We start from the raw sequence: 14,554 nt of genomic DNA on the forward strand, positions 1-14,554 counted from the left end.
CCGTCAGACCGCCACCGACCGGGCCGGGACCGCCCCGGGCACCGCCGTGGGACCGCCGCAGCGCCGCACCCGTCGGCGGGCGGTCTCAGGGTTTGCCGCCGGTCAGGCCCTGCCAGGTCCAGCCGCGGGTGAGGACGGCCTGTTGGAGGGCGTGTTTGAGGTCGTCGGTGTCGAAGCGGTACGTCTCGCGGCGTTCGCGGGTGCCGTCGGGGGCGTGGGCGAACTCGTAGCCGACGAACTTCTTGTGGATCTGGCCGCGGCTGCTGGTCTGCGTGCGGCGGCGGGGCGGGTCCTCGCCGGTGAGGGTGAACTCGGAGTGGTGGTCAAGGGCGCGGACCTCGCCGGTCTCGGCGGCCAGGCGCATGCGGATCTGGTACTCCTCGCAGTCCTGGACCCGGCCGAAGACGCCTTTCCTGGCGAGCTTCACGAGCTGGAACTCGGCGACCAGGTCGACGCCTTCCGGGGCGCCGTCGCGTACCGCGTACCGCACGTCGGGGCGGTTGAGGGCGAGCAGGGCCGCGCGGACCTCGGCCGCGGGGCGCGGCGCAAGTCCCGGCTGGGGCGTAAGGGTGACGTTGCGCCGGGAGAAGAGGCTCACGGCGTCAGCCTACTCAGCACCGGTGTCGGGGCCGACGCTGCGCACGAACTCCTGGAAGTCGCCGAGGACGTCGTCGTGCTGGCCCGCGGTGGCGGTCAGGGCCAGCCGGATCACGGCCCGCTGGTGCGGGTCGTTCTCGTCGAGCATGGACAGGTAGACCTGGGTCTGGAGCAGTGCGGTGCGCTCGCCGCGCAGGACCGCGGTGAAGGACAGCTGCTGGGTGAGGGCGGGCGCGTCCTCGGTGCCGACCTCCTGGCGCCCGGTCAGCACCACGGAGCCGGCGATCGACCGCATGCGCTCGACGGACTCGTCGGCGATGTCGGCCAGCGGGCTGTCGTCGGGCCGGTAGTCGCCGTCGATGGTGATGTTGGCGGTGAAGTGGCCGTCCGGCTTGGGGTGGAGCGCGACGAAGGCGACGTCGGGGGCTCCGACCTCGTCCGGCGGGGCCGGGCGCCAGCCGTCCGGCAGCCGGAACTCGATCGGCACCGGAAGCGTCGTGGACATTTCGAACTCCCTTACCCAGCTCCGCGGCGGAGCTGCATGTCGGAACAGGCGGCTCGGAACAGCCGGCTCAGAACAGGCTGCCGATGCCGTGGCCGATGGACTTGGCCACGCCGCCGGCCTTGCCTGCCACCTTTCCGACATCATGCGCGATATTCCCGGCCGCGTCGGCGGCGTCGTGGGCCGCGTCGGAGACCTTGTGCGGGTCGACGGTGAATTCGAAGCCGACCTCGCCGCCGAGGCCGAGGGCCGCGCCCACCTTGCCGCCGAAGTGGTATTTGCCGTCGTCGCCCTTGCCGAACTCGACCTTCGCGTCGGCGCCGACACCCGCCCAGCCCTCGGCGGTGGTGCCCGCGCCGATCCCGCCGGCCTCGACGCCGCCGGTGACCGAGCCCTTGGCGCCGGCGAAGGCCTTCGCCCCCGCGCTGACCCCCTGGAGCCCGGCCTTGGCGCTGGCCGACGCCTCGGCGCCGCCGAATCCGGTGGCGCGTCCGTAGACGCCGACGTCGCCGGCCTCGACGCGGCCCTCGGTCAGTGCGCGGGCGCCGGCGGAGACCTCGGCGGTGCCGCCGATGCCCTTGTTGCTGAAGCCCCAGTTGGCGGAGGCCCTGGCCCCGACGTTGGCGTCGGCGATGCCGGACAGGGTCAGCGAACCGTTGGTCAGGGTGCCTTTGGCGGTGACGTGGCCGAGGTCGGCGTAGGCCTTGACGGAGCCCTGCTTGCCGTAGGCGGTGCCGCCGTGGGAGGTGCCGGCGTTGGGGCCGAGGACCGTGGTGGAGCCGTCGGCGTGCCAGCCGTCGGTCTTGGTCTTGCCGCCGTCCTTGCCCGCGTCCTTGCCGTGCGGTGTGGTCTGCGGCAGGCCGCCCTCGGCGTGCGCGTTGAAGCCGCCGATGCCGCCGCCGTCGAGCGAGGTGTCGCCGGCGGCGCGGGTCAGGGCGAGTTTGACGTTCTGGTCGGCGTCGTCGACGGCGTGCACGGCCTTGGCTATCTCGGCGGTCCACTCCTGGGCGGCCTGGCTGTACTTGGCCACCAGGGAGCTGTACTCCGGGTCGTGCCGGTAGTCGAACCGCTCCTTCTCGGTGAGCTTGTCGAAGCCGACGTAGGTGACGATGCCGTCGGCGTCGACCTTGTAGTCCTTGGCCTCGGCCTCGGTGACCAGGTCCTTGACGGCCTTCTGCCGCCAGGTCAGCTCGGTGTGCGCCTCCTTGAGGATGCTGGCGACGGCCAGCGCCTCGGTCTTGGCTGCCCCGTACTCGAAGGAGGTTCCGGCCGAGCCGCCCTGCTGGGCGCCGAAGGCGAAGCCCTGCCAGTTGCCGTTGGCCAGGGCGCCTTTGACGTTCTTCTCGTAGTCGGTCTGGAGTGCGCCGAAGCGCTCGCCCATCTTCTGCCAGGTGTCGGACACGTCCGACAGCGGTGACAGGTCGGCGGTCATCACGTCGTGGTAGGTCAGCGGCACGGTGGGTCCCCGGTCACATCTGGTCGAGGCTGGTGGGCAGCGGCCGGTGGATCGGGTTCGTCCCGACCACGGGGGGCTGCGTACCGCCGAGCGGGTTGCTGCCGAACGCGGGGTTGGTGCTGACCGGCGGCGGCGTCGTGGTGAGCAGCGGGTCGGTGCCGAACGCGGGGTTCGTGCCGATCAGCGGGTCGGTGGTCGCCGGCGCGTTCGGGAAGAGCGGGTTGGTGACCAGTGGGCTGCCCGCGGTGAGGTCGGTGCCGATGCCCGTGTCCTGGTTCAGGAAGAGGGTCTTGGTGCCGCGCAGGGCGCTCAGCTCGTTCTGCAGCCGGCCCATCAGGCGGTCGGCCTGGCCCCGCCAGACGGTCATCGCGGCGGACAGGCCGCTGTCGGCGGCCCAGCCGGAGAGCCCGGTCAGGCCGGTGTCGGGCTTGGCGTCGTTGAAGATCGGCGGCGGTGCCGGTGCGGTCATCGGCGGGTGGACGACGCCGCCGCCCTCGCCCATGGCGCCCGCCGACCTGGTGTCGGGCAGCAGGTTCTGCTCCATGTACGTGACGGCCCGCTGCTTGTCGCTCGCCGAGCTGGCCAGCGCCGGCCCCTGCCGGCCCTGCGGATGCTGTCCTTCGGTGCCCCCGGAACCCACGGGTCTCCCCCTCGCGCATGCGGCGCCCCCACCTGCCGGCGCCGGTGCGGCACGTGCAGATGCTTCGGCAGCACCTTAGGGGTGTCCGTGGTGCGGAAGACAACCTTCCAGTGACCGGGGGTACAACTCTGGCCCGGAATCCGCGGCGGATTTCCGGGCCAGGGTCAGTGCCGGGGTCAGCGGGAGGGGTGCGGCGGGAGCCTCAGGCCGCGGACTGGACGTTCTCGTTCACCCAGGCCACGACGTCGCCCGTCGGGGTGCCCGGGGTGAAGATCGCGGCGACCCCGAGCTCCTTGAGCGGGGCGATGTCGGCCTCGGGGATGATGCCGCCGCCGAAGACCTTGATGTCCTCGGCGTCGCGGTCCTTGAGCAGCTCGATGACCTTCGCGAAGAGCGTCATGTGGGCGCCGGACAGGATGGACAGGCCGATGGCGTCGGCGTCCTCCTGGATGGCGGTGTCGACGACCTGCTCGGGGGTCTGGTGGAGGCCGGTGTAGATGACCTCCATACCGGCGTCCCTGAGCGCACGGGCGATGACCTTGGCCCCGCGGTCGTGACCGTCGAGTCCAGGTTTGGCGACCACTACGCGGATCGGACCGGACACACCCATCTCTGCCTCCATGCGCATGGTTCGCGTGCCGTGGAATGTCGCTGCTCACGGCGGTGCGGATCGCACTGCGTGAGCGTGTGTGAACGAACGTTATCGTCCGCGTCGGGCACCCGTCAGTTTTACGGATGGCACCGAGGGGGAAATCACACAGTGGGACACATTCCCCACAGGTCGGGCCGACGGCAGCCCGCCAGGGCGTAGGGACACGCCCGGGCCGTCCGGCGACCCGTCGGGTTTTACGAGGAGCCGCTGCCAGGACGCCGCATTGCCCGCCCGCTAGCCGCAGGGCGCGGCGATGCGGCATCCGCGGACCCGTCCGCGGGCGCCGGCTTCTCCGACCACGGCGCCCGGGTCACCGTTGATCCGGCACCGTGACGGGAGGTGGGCCATGGCCGGCCGTTCGTCGGGGGCGGGACAGGGCGCGGGGCAGAGCGCCGGAGGCAGTTCCCACAGCAGTCACGGCGGGAGCGCGGGAGAGGGCGCACAGGACGGCGCCGGGCCGGAGGACCCGGCGGCGGAGGCCGCGGGCGGCACGGGGAGCCGCCTGTGGCACAGCGTGGGCCTGGCCAAGGCGACCGCCGTGGACCTGGCGGTCCTGGCGGGCCACCTGGTGCTGTACCCGACGGGCATGCTGCCTGAGCGCGACCAGGCCCGCGAGGCGGTCAGGGCGCATCCCCCGGTGCTGCTGCTGCACGGCTTCGTCGACAACCGCTCGGCCTTCGCCGTGCTGCGCCGCTCGCTGCACCAGCACGGCTGGCCGCAGGTGCAGGCGCTGAACTACTCGCCGCTCATCGGTGACATCCGCACCGCGGCCGAGCTGCTGGGGCGCCATGTGGAGGAGGTCTGCGCCCAGACGGGCCGGCGCAGGGTGGACGTCGTCGGGCACAGCCTGGGCGGCCTGATCGCCCGCTACTACGTGCAGCGGCTCGGCGGCGATCTGCGGATCCGTACGCTGGTCACGCTGGGTACACCGCATTCGGGCACCCGGGCGGTACCGGCGCTCGCGCCGCACCCGATCATCCGGCAGATGCGGCCCGGCTCCGAGGTGCTGGCCGAGCTTGCGGAAGCCGCTCCCGGGTGCCGTACGCGCTTCGTCGCCTTCTGGAGCGACCTGGACCAGCTGATGATCCCCGTGGAGGCCGCGCGCCTGCTCCACCCCGACCTTCCGGCGGAGAACGTCAAGGTCAGCGGGGTGGGGCACCTCGCGCTCCCGGTGCACGGCACGGTCGTGACCGAGATCCGCCGGGCCTTGTCGGGGGCGGGTCCGCTGCGGCCGGCGATCGAGGCGGCATAACGGACACATAACGGTCGGATACCGACCGAACGCCGGGCAAGCCGGACGTCAGGTTACGGGCAGAGATTGTCGCCGTCCCCTACAGCGGGCTACAGTCACCGCTAATTCTCCTGCTGCCGAGGCGAAAGAGAAGCTGGCGGTGAACGAACGTCACCCGTCGGGATACTCCCCCGACTACGACGCCTACGCGTACGACGCCTGTTCCACGGGCTCCTACCAGGCTGTCGGCACCCTCTTCGCTGACGACACGACGACCGGGACGTACGGGTACATCCCGCAGCAGACCCCGCCGCCGTACGGCTACGACCAGCCGGCCCCGCAGCAGGCACAGACGCAGGACTACACGTACGGCACGGGCTACGGCTTCGACTACGGCCAGGCCCAGCAGCAGCACCAGCCCGAGCAGCAGAGCTACGACCCCTACGGCTACCCGTCCGGCGCCACGTACTACGACACCGGAACCTACGACGCCCAGCAGTTCGCGTCGTACCAGCAGCCGTACGAGCAGCCGCAGCCGCAGGCGTACGACCAGTCCTACGGCCAGCCGTACGAGCAGGCCTACCCGCAGCAGCCGCAGGTGCCCCAGCAGTCCTTCGTCCCCCAGCAGGACTGGGACTCAGGCGCCTACCCGACGTACGGCTACGGCTACGACGCGGGCGGCGACACCGGCATCTACGAGCAGTTCCCGCCGCAGCAGCCGTACGAGCAGCAGCACCAGCCGCAGCACGACTACGCGTACGAGTACCGCGAACCCGAGGCGGAACCCCAGCCCCAGGCCCAGCCCGAGCCCGCGACCGCGCTGCTCACCGACGAGGTCCGCGCCGACGACGGCCTCACCGACGGCGGGGACGAGCCGGAGGCCGCCGCCGAGCGGCACGACTTCGCCGCCGACGACGCCGACCGCGCCTACGAGCCCGGCGTCCCGGTCGCCCGCAGCCGGCGCCGCAAGCCCGCCAAGCGCTCGGCGCTGCTCACCGTCGCGGTGCCGTCGGTCGCCGTGATGGGTGTCGCGGCGGTCGGTGCGGCCGCCGTGACGGGTGTGGGCATGGCGCAGGACTCGGGCGGGTCGCACGCCGACACGCAGGCGGCGGGCAGCACGGGCAAGGCCCCGACGACCCAGCTCGACCGGCAGCTCGCCGGGGTGAGCCAGGACGCCAACGACTTCGCGGACCGCGCCAGCCGCACGCAGGAGCGGATCGACCTCAAGGACCGGCAGGCGGCGGCCAAGCGCGCGGCGGACGCCGCGGCGGCCCGCAAGGAGGCGCTGCGGCCGAAGTTCGTGCTGCCGGTCAAGCAGAAGGGGCTGAGCGCCTACTTCGGCCAGGCCGGCGTCAACTGGATGGCCCTGCACACCGGCATCGACTTCCCGGTGATGGTCGGCACCCCGGTGATGGCGGTCACCGACGGCACGGTGCGCACCCAGTGGAACAGCTCCTACGGCAACATGGCGATCGTGACCGCCCCCGACGGCACCGAGACCTGGTACTGCCACCTGAGCAGTACGAAGATCCGCAGCGGCTCGGTCAAGGCCGGTACGGTCATCGCCTATTCGGGCAACACGGGCAACACCACGGGGCCGCACCTCCATCTGGAGGTACGGCCGGGCGGCGGCTCACCGATCGACCCGCTGCCGTGGCTGCTCAAGCACGGCCTCGACCCGCGCTGAGGACCGGCGCCGAACCCGCGAGGACCCGCCCAGCGGGCACCTACAGCTTCTCCACCGGCGCATAGCGCAGCAGCAGCATCTTCGGGCGCTCGTCGCCGAAGTCGATCGTCGCCTTCTCGTCGCCCGGCTGCCCCGTGACGGCCACGACCGTGCCCAGGCCGAACTGGTCGTGCGTGACCCGGTCGCCCACCGACAGCGAGATGACCGGCCGGTCGCCTGCCGACCGCCGGGTCGCGAAGCCGCCGGACGCACCGCCCCGCCGCCCGAAGCCGCCGCCCGCGCCCACGGTGCTGGACAGTGACGCGGCGGCCTTGGACACGGGGCTGCCGGACGCCGAGGGGGCCGCGCCGGTGCGCTTCCACTCGATGAGCGCCTCGGGGATCTCCTCGAGGAAGCGCGACGGCGGGTTGTACGAGGGCTGGCCCCAGGCGCTGCGCATCATCGAGCGGGTCAGGTAGAGGCGTTCGCGGGCGCGTGTGATGCCGACGTAGGCCAGCCGCCGCTCCTCCTCCAGCTCCTTGACCTGTCCGAGCGCGCGCATGTGCGGGAAGACGCCGTCCTCCATGCCGGTCAGGAAGACGACGGGGAACTCCAGGCCCTTGGCGGTGTGCAGGGTCATCAGGGTGATGACGCCGCCGGCCTCCGCGTCGTCGTCGGGGATCTGGTCGGAGTCGGCGACCAGGGCGACGCGCTCCAGGAAGTCGGCCAGGGTGCCGGGCTCGTCCTCGGCGCGCTCCTGCTCGAACTCCAGAGCCACCGCCGCCAGTTCCTGCAGGTTCTCCACCCGGGTCTCGTCCTGCGGGTCGGTGGAGGCCTGCAGCTCGGCGAGATACCCCGTGCGTTCGAGCACCGCCTCCAGGACGACGGCGGGACCCGCGCCGGACTCGACGATGGTGCGCAGCTCGTCCATCAGGGTGTTGAAGCGCCGCACCGCGTTGGCCGAGCGCGCGGCCATGCCGTACGCCTCGTCCACCCGGCGCAGGGCCGCGGCGAAGGAGACCTTCTCGCGCAGCGCGAGGGCGTCGATCATCGCCTCCGCCCGGTCGCCGATGCCGCGCTTGGGCACGTTGAGGATGCGCCGCAGCGGTACGCCGTCCTCGGGGTTGGCCAGCACCCGCAGGTACGCGAGGACGTCGCGGACCTCGCGCCGCTCGTAGAAGCGGACGCCGCCGACGACCTTGTAGGGCAGGCCGACCCGGATGAAGACCTCTTCGAAGACCCGGGACTGGGCGTTGGTGCGGTAGAAGACGGCGACGTCGCCGGGGCGGGCGTCGCCGGCGTCGGTGAGGCGGTCTATCTCGTCGGCGACGAACTGCGCCTCGTCGTGCTCCTGGTCGGCCACGTAGCCGACGATGACCGGGCCGTCGCCGGACTCGGTCCACAGGTTCTTCGCGCGCCGCCCCGCGTTGCGCTCGATGACGGCGTTCGCGGCGGACAAAATGGTCTGCGTGGAGCGGTAGTTCTGCTCCAGCAGGATGGTGCGGGCGTCCGGGTAGTCCTCCTCGAACTGGAGGATGTTGCGGATGGTGGCGCCGCGGAAGGCGTAGATGGACTGGTCGGCGTCGCCGACGACGCACAGCTCCGCCGCCTCGTCGCCCTCCCCCACCAGCTCGCGCACCAGTGTGTACTGGGCGATGTTGGTGTCCTGGTACTCGTCCACCAGGACGTGCCGGAAGCGCCGCCGGTAGTGCTCGGCGACGTCGGGGAAGGCCTGCAGCAGGTTGACGGTGGTCATGATGATGTCGTCGAAGTCCAGCGCGTTGGCCTCGCGCAGCCGGGCCTGGTAGAGCGCGTAGGCCTCGGCGAGCTTCTTCTCGAAGGGTCCCCCAGAGCCTCCGGCATGGGAGGTGCCCCCATCCGCCTGCCCGGCGAAGGTCTCCTCGTCGATCAGCTCGTTCTTGAGGTTGGAGATCTTGGCGCTGAAGGACTTCGGCGGGTACTGCTTGGGGTCCAGGTCGAGGTCCCGGCAGACCAGGGCCATCAGGCGCTTGGAGTCGGCGGCGTCGTAGATCGAGAACGACGAGGTGAAGCCGAGCACCTTGGACTCGCGGCGCAGGATGCGCACGCACGCGCTGTGGAAGGTGGAGACCCACATCACCTTCGCGCGCGGCCCGACGAGCTGCTCGACCCGCTCCTTCATCTCGCCCGCGGCCTTGTTGGTGAAGGTGATCGCGAGGATCGAGCCGGGGTGGACGTGGCGGGCGGCGAGCAGGTGGGCGATGCGGTGGGTCAGCACCCTTGTCTTGCCCGAGCCGGCGCCCGCGACGATGAGCAGCGGCCCGCCGGAGTGCTCGACCGCGGCGGCCTGCTGCTCGTTGAGGCCTTCGAGCAGCTGCGCGGGGTCGGTGGCCGGGCGCGGGGCGCCGTTGCGGTAGTACGCGTCGCGCCCGCCGTCGCCGTGCCCGCCGCCCGCGCCCAGGTCTTCCGGGGGCGGCGGCGCGTCGGGGTCGGCAGGTTCCGGTGCCACATGCAGACCGGGCAGGAAGTCGTCGTCAAAGAGGCTGCTCATCGCCTCCCGAGTCTAGGCGCCCGCACCGACACCGATGCCCTCTTGTGGCGGGTAGCCCCTTTACCACTCTCGGTGATATTCGGACTTGATTACGAAAAGGTATCGGGCCTATCGGACACCGCCCTTCCCAGCGGTACTGCCGCACGGCTACGGTGCCGCACCAGGCAGCGTCCGAAAGGAGTCCGCCCGGCATGGCGACGCACCGTAAGTCCCGTACCGCGATACTCACCGCCCCACGCACTGCCGTGGGACTCACAACGGCCGCCCTGGCCACCGTCACCCTCTTCTCCGAGACCGCGGGCGCCGCGCCCGCCGCCCCGGCGCCCCAGCCGTCGATCGCCGAGGTCAAGGCGAAGGTCGACGCGCTGATGCACCAGGCGGAGGTCGCCACCGAGACCTACAACGGCGCCAAGGAGAAGACGACGGCGCAGAACGCGACCGTCAACCGGATGCTGGCGCAGGCCGCCCAGAAGACGCAGGCGCTGAACGACTCGCGCCGGGTGCTCGGGCAGTACGCGGCCGCGCAGTACCGCACCGGCGGCGACGACTCGACCGGCCGCTTCCTGATGGCGTCCGACCCGCAGGACCTGATGGACCAGACGCACATGGCCGACGTGCTCGGCAAGCGGCAGAAGTCGGCCGTCGAGTCCTACCGGGTGCAGCAGGCCGCGGCCACGCAGCAGCGCATCGAGGCGGCCAAGAGCCTGGCGACGCTGACCGCGCAGCAGGCGCAACTGCGGGCCGCCAAGGCAGATGTGCAGACCAAGCTGGGCGCGGCCCAGAAGCTGCTGAACAGCCTCACCGCGCAGGAGAAGGCGCGGCTGGCGGCGCTGCAGGCCAAGCAGGAGGAGGAGGCCAGGAAGAAGGCCGCCGCCATCGCGGCCCAGGAGCAGGCCAGGGCGGCGGCAGCGGCAGCAGCGGCGAAGAAGGCCGCGGCGTCCTCGTCGACCTCCACTCCCCCGGCGAGCACCACGCCGGCGAACGCGTCGGTGGCCGACAAGGCCATCGCCTTCGCGCGCGCCCAGCTGGGCGACCCTTACGTGTGGGGCGCGACGGGTCCGAACTCGTGGGACTGCTCGGGCCTGACCCAGGCGGCGTACAAGGCGGCCGGTGTGACGCTGCCGCGCACCACCGGCGACCAGGTCAACGTCGGCACCCGCGTGTCGGAGTCGGACATGCAGCCCGGCGACCTGATCTTCTTCTACAGCGACCACAGCCACGTCGGCATCTACATCGGCGGCGGCGAGATGATCCACGCTCCGCACACGGGCACGGTCGTGAAGATCGCGCCCATCACCGAAATGCCGCTCTATGGGGTAGTTCGCCCCTACTGACCTGCTCACCAACCGTAAGATCACAAAGCGATTTCGGTCACGTTGCGATCCAAACTTCCCACGATCCGGAGAAGTTGAGTACGGTAACCCGCTAGGCGACGCGTTCACCGCCGGTGCAAGTGCCGGCAGCGCGCCGCCTCCGCTCAATCCGGCCAGTCCGGAACCGGGGACCCACCACGCAGAATTGGGGTGAATCGGGACAGGCACCGCGAGGTGTCCGACCCGTAGGGCTACCTTCCCAGCCCGAACCCGACAGCTAACCCGGTCGGCGGTTCACGGAAGGAGTCGCCTTCGTGGCGTCGCACCGCAAGCCGCGTCCGCGGATACTCGCCTCGACCGCCCCCCGGGCCGCGGTCGGCGTCACCGCCGCGGCCATCGCCTCGGTCACCCTGCTCAGCGAGAGCGCGAACGCGGCGCCCGCCAAGCCCTCCATCTCCGAGGTCAAGGCGCAGATCGACACCCTGAACCAGCAGGCCGAGGTTGCGACGGAGAACTACAACCAGGCCAAGGAGCGGGTGGACACGCAGCGCGCGAAGACGAACCAGCTGCTCACCCAGGTCGCCCAGAAGACCCAGCAGCTCAACGAATCGCGCCGGGTCCTGGGGCAGTTCGCCAGCGAGCAGTACCGCGACGGCGGCGTCGACCAGACCGTGCAGCTGCTGCTCGCGCCCGACCCGCAGCAGTTCCTCAACCAGACGCACATGGTCAACCAGCTGTCGGCCACCCAGACCGAGGCGCTGAAGAACTTCCAGGTCCAGCAGGAGCAGGCCTCCATCCAGCGGTCGCAGGCCACCGCGAGCCTGGCCCAGCTCACCTCGGCGCAGCAGCAGCTGGCCGGCCAGAAGAAGACGGTGCAGACCAAGCTGGCCGCCGCGCAGAAGCTGCTCAACAGCCTCAACGCCGAACAGCGCGCCAAGATCGCGAAGATGGACAAGGGCTCGTCCTCCAGCGCGAGCTACACCTACAGCGGTCCCGCGACCGGCCGCGCCGCCGCCGCCATCAACTTCGCGCTCGCCCAGCGCGGCAAGCCCTACGTGTGGGGCGCCACGGGACCCGGCTCGTACGACTGCTCGGGCCTGACCCAGGCCGCCTACCGGGCGGCGGGCGTCACCATCGGCAGGACCACCTCGGACCAGGCGACCAAGGGCATCGCCGTCTCGAAGGCCGACCTGCGGCCCGGCGACCTGGTCTTCTTCTACTCGGGTCTGTCCCACGTGGGCATCTACCTGGGCAACGGGCAGATCGTGCACGCCCCGCACACCGGTGCGGTCGTCGAGGTCGCCCCGCTGAGCTGGATGCCCTTCGCCACCGCACGCCGGGTGGCGTGACCGCCGCCGTCGAGATCCGGTCCACGTCCCTTCACCGGTCCCGCGGTTCGTGCCGCGGGACCGGTGGTTTTCCGCTCCGTGCGGTGTCTGTACTCACGTAAGGCACGAGCAGCAGGAGAGGTGGGCCCTCATGACCAGCAGCCCGGCGGCACCGGCCGCCACCGACCACGACAGCGCCGTCCGTGAGGTGTTCCGCGAGGTGTCACGGGCCTGGGCGGCCGGCGACGCGACCGCCTTCACCGCCTGGTACGCGCCCGACGCGTCGGTGGTGCTGCCCGGCTACCACCTCGCGGGCGAGGAGCAGATCAGGTCCGCGATGGCCGGCGCCTTCGCGGGCCCGCTGCACGGCACCCGGCGGGTGCACGACATCGAGCGGATCCGGCTGGTGACACCGGACGTCGCGCTCGTGCACACCAGCAGCGCCACCGTCCAGGACGGGCAGTACGCCCCCGCGGCCGAGGAGCGCGAGGCGGTCACCTGGGTGCTGGCCCGCCACGCGGGGCGCTGGCTGATCGAGGCCTACCACAGCAGCCCGGCGGGCGCCGTGTGACGAGGGAGCGCTGCCGGCGCCCGGCGCGGTGAGCGGTGCGGCGGCCCCTCGGTCAGCCTGGGTCCGTTTGCGTCCCGCTCACCCGTCGAACGGCGGTCGTTTCCTTGCAGGGGGTGACCGATACGGGGCAGTCCCGGTCACTGCGGCCCGGTGCGGCCCTGAGGAGGTTTAGCGTCGCTCCTCAGGTGGCCGACACCCCACTGCCGTCCGGACACGGACGGCACCGGTCACCCCCGCCGAAGGCCCGGCGGTGTCCTGCTCCCCCGTGCAGGCGCCGCCGGGCCGTCCCCTCGGAAGGAGTGACGGCCCGCGATGGCCTCACACAGTCCCACCCGCACGCTCCGCAGGAAACGCCCCGCCTCAACCGGCAGCGGCACCCGCACGACCCGCACCACCCCGCGTACCACCCGCACGACCGCCAGGATCGGTGTCACCCTCGCGCTGGCGTCCGCCGCCTCCGTCTCGCTGTTCGGCGAGACCGGGCACGCGGCACCCGAACTCACCCCGGACCAGGTCAAGGCGAAGGTGGCCGCGCTCTACGAGCAGGCGGAGCAGGCCACGGAGGACTACAACGGCGCCAAGGAGCAGGCCGACACCGCGAGTTCCGCGGTCTCCGCCCTCCAGGACGAACTGGCCCGCAAGACCGACCAGTTGAACGCCACCAGGGACGCGCTGGGCACCATCGCCGCGGCGCAGTACCGCACCGGCGGCGTCGACCCGCTGCTGCAGCTGGCGCTCAGCTCCACCCCCGACACGTATCTGGCCAGGGCCTCCTACCTCGACCAGGCGGGCGGCCGGCAGAGCCAGGCGCTGGCCCGGCTGGCCGCCCAGCAGCAGGACATCGCGGTCACCCGCGCGCAGGCCGCGGGCAAGCTGGCCGCGCTGCGGGACGCGCAGGCCGCGGTCGCCGACCACAAGCGCACGGTGAACGCGAAACTGGCCGCGGCCCAGGCGCTGCTGGCGCAGTTGACCGCCGCCCAGCGCGCGGCCGTCGCGGCCTCGGACGGCCCCGCCCCGGCCTCCGGCACCCCGGCGTCCGCGACCCGGGACACCGCCCGGGTGCCGCTGGCCCCGGTCACGGCACCCTCCTCGCGCGCCGCCCGTGCGGTGGCCTTCGCCTACCGCGCCATCGGCCTGCCCTACGTGTGGGGAGCCACGGGGCCCGGCTCCTACGACTGCTCGGGCCTGACCCAGGCGGCCTGGCGGGCGGCCGGGGTCTCGCTCCCCCGCACCACCTACACCCAGATCAACGCCGGCACCCGGGTGTCGCGCTCCCAACTCCAGCCGGGCGACCTGGTGTTCTTCTACTCCGGGGTGAGCCATGTCGGCCTCTACGTCGGCGGCGGCCAGATGATCCACGCACCGCACCCCGGCTCGACGGTCCGTATCGCCCCGATCAGCGAGATGCCTTTCGCCGGGGCGGTACGTCCCGGCTGAGCCGGGGTGCGGGGGCGGTCCTCACAGCCGTGAGGCACCGGCGGTCCTACGGCCTCACCGCTGCGGCCCCACCTCCGCCGGCGTGGCGTAGTGCGGCGACCTGCCGTACGCGCCGGGGCCGACCCGGGTGAGTGCGGGCTTCCACAGCACCACGCCGTGCGCCCGCTCCCACCGGACGGTCTGCCGCGACTGGACGACGCCGAGCAGCATCATCAGCGGGAAGGCGGCGCCGGCCAGCGGCAGGTGGCCCAGCTGCGTGCACACCAGTGCCCAGGCCGCCGCGACCAGGCCCATCACCACACCGCCGTGCCGCAGGTCGCTGCTGCGGGCGGCGGTGTCCTGCCACAGGGTGCCGGGGGCCGGCAGCGCCGCCGCGTACTCGCCGGCCGTCCGGACCCGGGAGCGCCGGCCGAACTGCTGGTAGGCCCAGAGCAGCACCACCGCAGCGGTCACGGCCAGTTGCCCGGCCAGGCTGCTCCCCCGCAGGTCACCGGGGTCCGCGGTCGGCAGCAGCACGGCGAGCGCGAGCGCGCCGCCCACCGCCGCCCCGGCACCTGAGTACCTGGCCTGGGAGGCCAGGGGCACCAGGTGCGGTGCCCTCGCGGTCTCGATGTCAGCCATCGTCATGGTC

Annotated in this window: 13 protein-coding genes and 1 riboswitch; of the genes, 6 read left to right on the forward strand and 7 right to left on the reverse strand. The window is 72.1% G+C overall.

Features of this window, described 5'->3' with window-relative positions; translation table 11 throughout:
* Positions 1–85: 85 nt before the first annotated feature.
* From JT723_RS11810 to icmB, 5 genes are all read right to left on the reverse strand, one after another.
* Positions 86–598, reverse strand: coding sequence for a hypothetical protein (locus JT723_RS11810; protein ID WP_205044499.1), 513 nt, complete (start codon positions 596–598; stop codon positions 86–88).
* Between the two features lie 9 nt (positions 599–607).
* Positions 608–1,102 carry a hypothetical protein gene (locus JT723_RS11815; protein WP_205044500.1) on the reverse strand — a complete coding sequence of 165 codons (495 nt, stop codon included), beginning with the start codon at positions 1,100–1,102 and terminating at the stop codon, positions 608–610.
* A gap of 67 nt (positions 1,103–1,169) precedes the next feature.
* On the reverse strand, positions 1,170–2,555 hold the full coding sequence (locus JT723_RS11820; protein WP_205044501.1) for a hypothetical protein: 1,386 nt from the start codon (positions 2,553–2,555) through the stop codon (positions 1,170–1,172).
* Positions 2,556–2,568: 13 nt separating this feature from the next.
* The gene (locus JT723_RS11825) at positions 2,569–3,195 is read right to left on the reverse strand and encodes a hypothetical protein (RefSeq protein ID WP_205044502.1); all 627 of its coding nucleotides are present in this window, start codon (positions 3,193–3,195) and stop codon (positions 2,569–2,571) included.
* A 202-nt stretch (positions 3,196–3,397) separates the two neighbouring features.
* Complete coding sequence (gene icmB, locus JT723_RS11830; RefSeq protein ID WP_205044503.1) at positions 3,398–3,805, reverse strand: coenzyme B12-dependent isobutyryl CoA mutase small subunit; 408 nt, start codon at positions 3,803–3,805, stop codon at positions 3,398–3,400.
* A gap of 388 nt (positions 3,806–4,193) precedes the next feature.
* Between icmB and JT723_RS11835 the strand changes: the two genes are divergently transcribed.
* A complete protein-coding gene (locus tag JT723_RS11835) occupies positions 4,194–5,099 on the forward strand; it encodes an esterase/lipase family protein (protein WP_205044504.1) in 906 nt (301 codons plus the stop codon).
* 139 nt (positions 5,100–5,238) lie between these two features.
* Positions 5,239–6,765, forward strand: a complete 1,527-nt coding sequence (locus tag JT723_RS35040) for a M23 family metallopeptidase (protein ID WP_251512362.1) — start codon at positions 5,239–5,241, stop codon at positions 6,763–6,765.
* Between the two features lie 40 nt (positions 6,766–6,805).
* Here the strand turns inward: JT723_RS35040 and pcrA are convergent, their stop codons facing one another.
* Entirely contained in the window at positions 6,806–9,274 is a 2,469-nt protein-coding gene (gene pcrA / locus JT723_RS11845; RefSeq protein ID WP_205044505.1) for a DNA helicase PcrA, read from the reverse strand.
* Positions 9,275–9,465: 191 nt separating this feature from the next.
* On the opposite strand from pcrA, the gene JT723_RS11850 reads away from it, so the two are divergent.
* The 4 genes from JT723_RS11850 to JT723_RS11865 all read left to right on the forward strand — a co-directional run bounded on the left by JT723_RS11850 (position 9,466) and on the right by JT723_RS11865 (position 13,923).
* Positions 9,466–10,608 carry a C40 family peptidase gene (locus tag JT723_RS11850; protein WP_205044506.1) on the forward strand — a complete coding sequence of 381 codons (1,143 nt, stop codon included), beginning with the start codon at positions 9,466–9,468 and terminating at the stop codon, positions 10,606–10,608.
* A 130-nt stretch (positions 10,609–10,738) separates the two neighbouring features.
* Positions 10,739–10,894, forward strand: a riboswitch (cyclic di-AMP (ydaO/yuaA leader).
* Between the two features lie 7 nt (positions 10,895–10,901).
* On the forward strand, positions 10,902–11,936 hold the full coding sequence (locus tag JT723_RS11855) for a C40 family peptidase (RefSeq protein WP_205044507.1): 1,035 nt from the start codon (positions 10,902–10,904) through the stop codon (positions 11,934–11,936).
* A 130-nt stretch (positions 11,937–12,066) separates the two neighbouring features.
* Complete coding sequence (locus JT723_RS11860) at positions 12,067–12,486, forward strand: SgcJ/EcaC family oxidoreductase (protein ID WP_205044508.1); 420 nt, start codon at positions 12,067–12,069, stop codon at positions 12,484–12,486.
* Between the two features lie 312 nt (positions 12,487–12,798).
* Positions 12,799–13,923: a C40 family peptidase gene (locus tag JT723_RS11865; RefSeq protein ID WP_205044509.1), complete on the forward strand. Its 1,125-nt coding sequence runs from the start codon at positions 12,799–12,801 to the stop codon at positions 13,921–13,923.
* 54 nt (positions 13,924–13,977) lie between these two features.
* Here JT723_RS11865 and JT723_RS11870 read toward each other — a convergent pair whose 3' ends face one another.
* Positions 13,978–14,550, reverse strand: a complete 573-nt coding sequence (locus JT723_RS11870; RefSeq protein WP_205044510.1) for a hypothetical protein — start codon at positions 14,548–14,550, stop codon at positions 13,978–13,980.
* Positions 14,551–14,554: the final 4 nt, after the last annotated feature.

The sequence above is a fragment of the Actinacidiphila bryophytorum genome (assembly GCF_016916835.1).
GTDB classification, from domain to species: domain Bacteria; phylum Actinomycetota; class Actinomycetes; order Streptomycetales; family Streptomycetaceae; genus Actinacidiphila; species Actinacidiphila bryophytorum.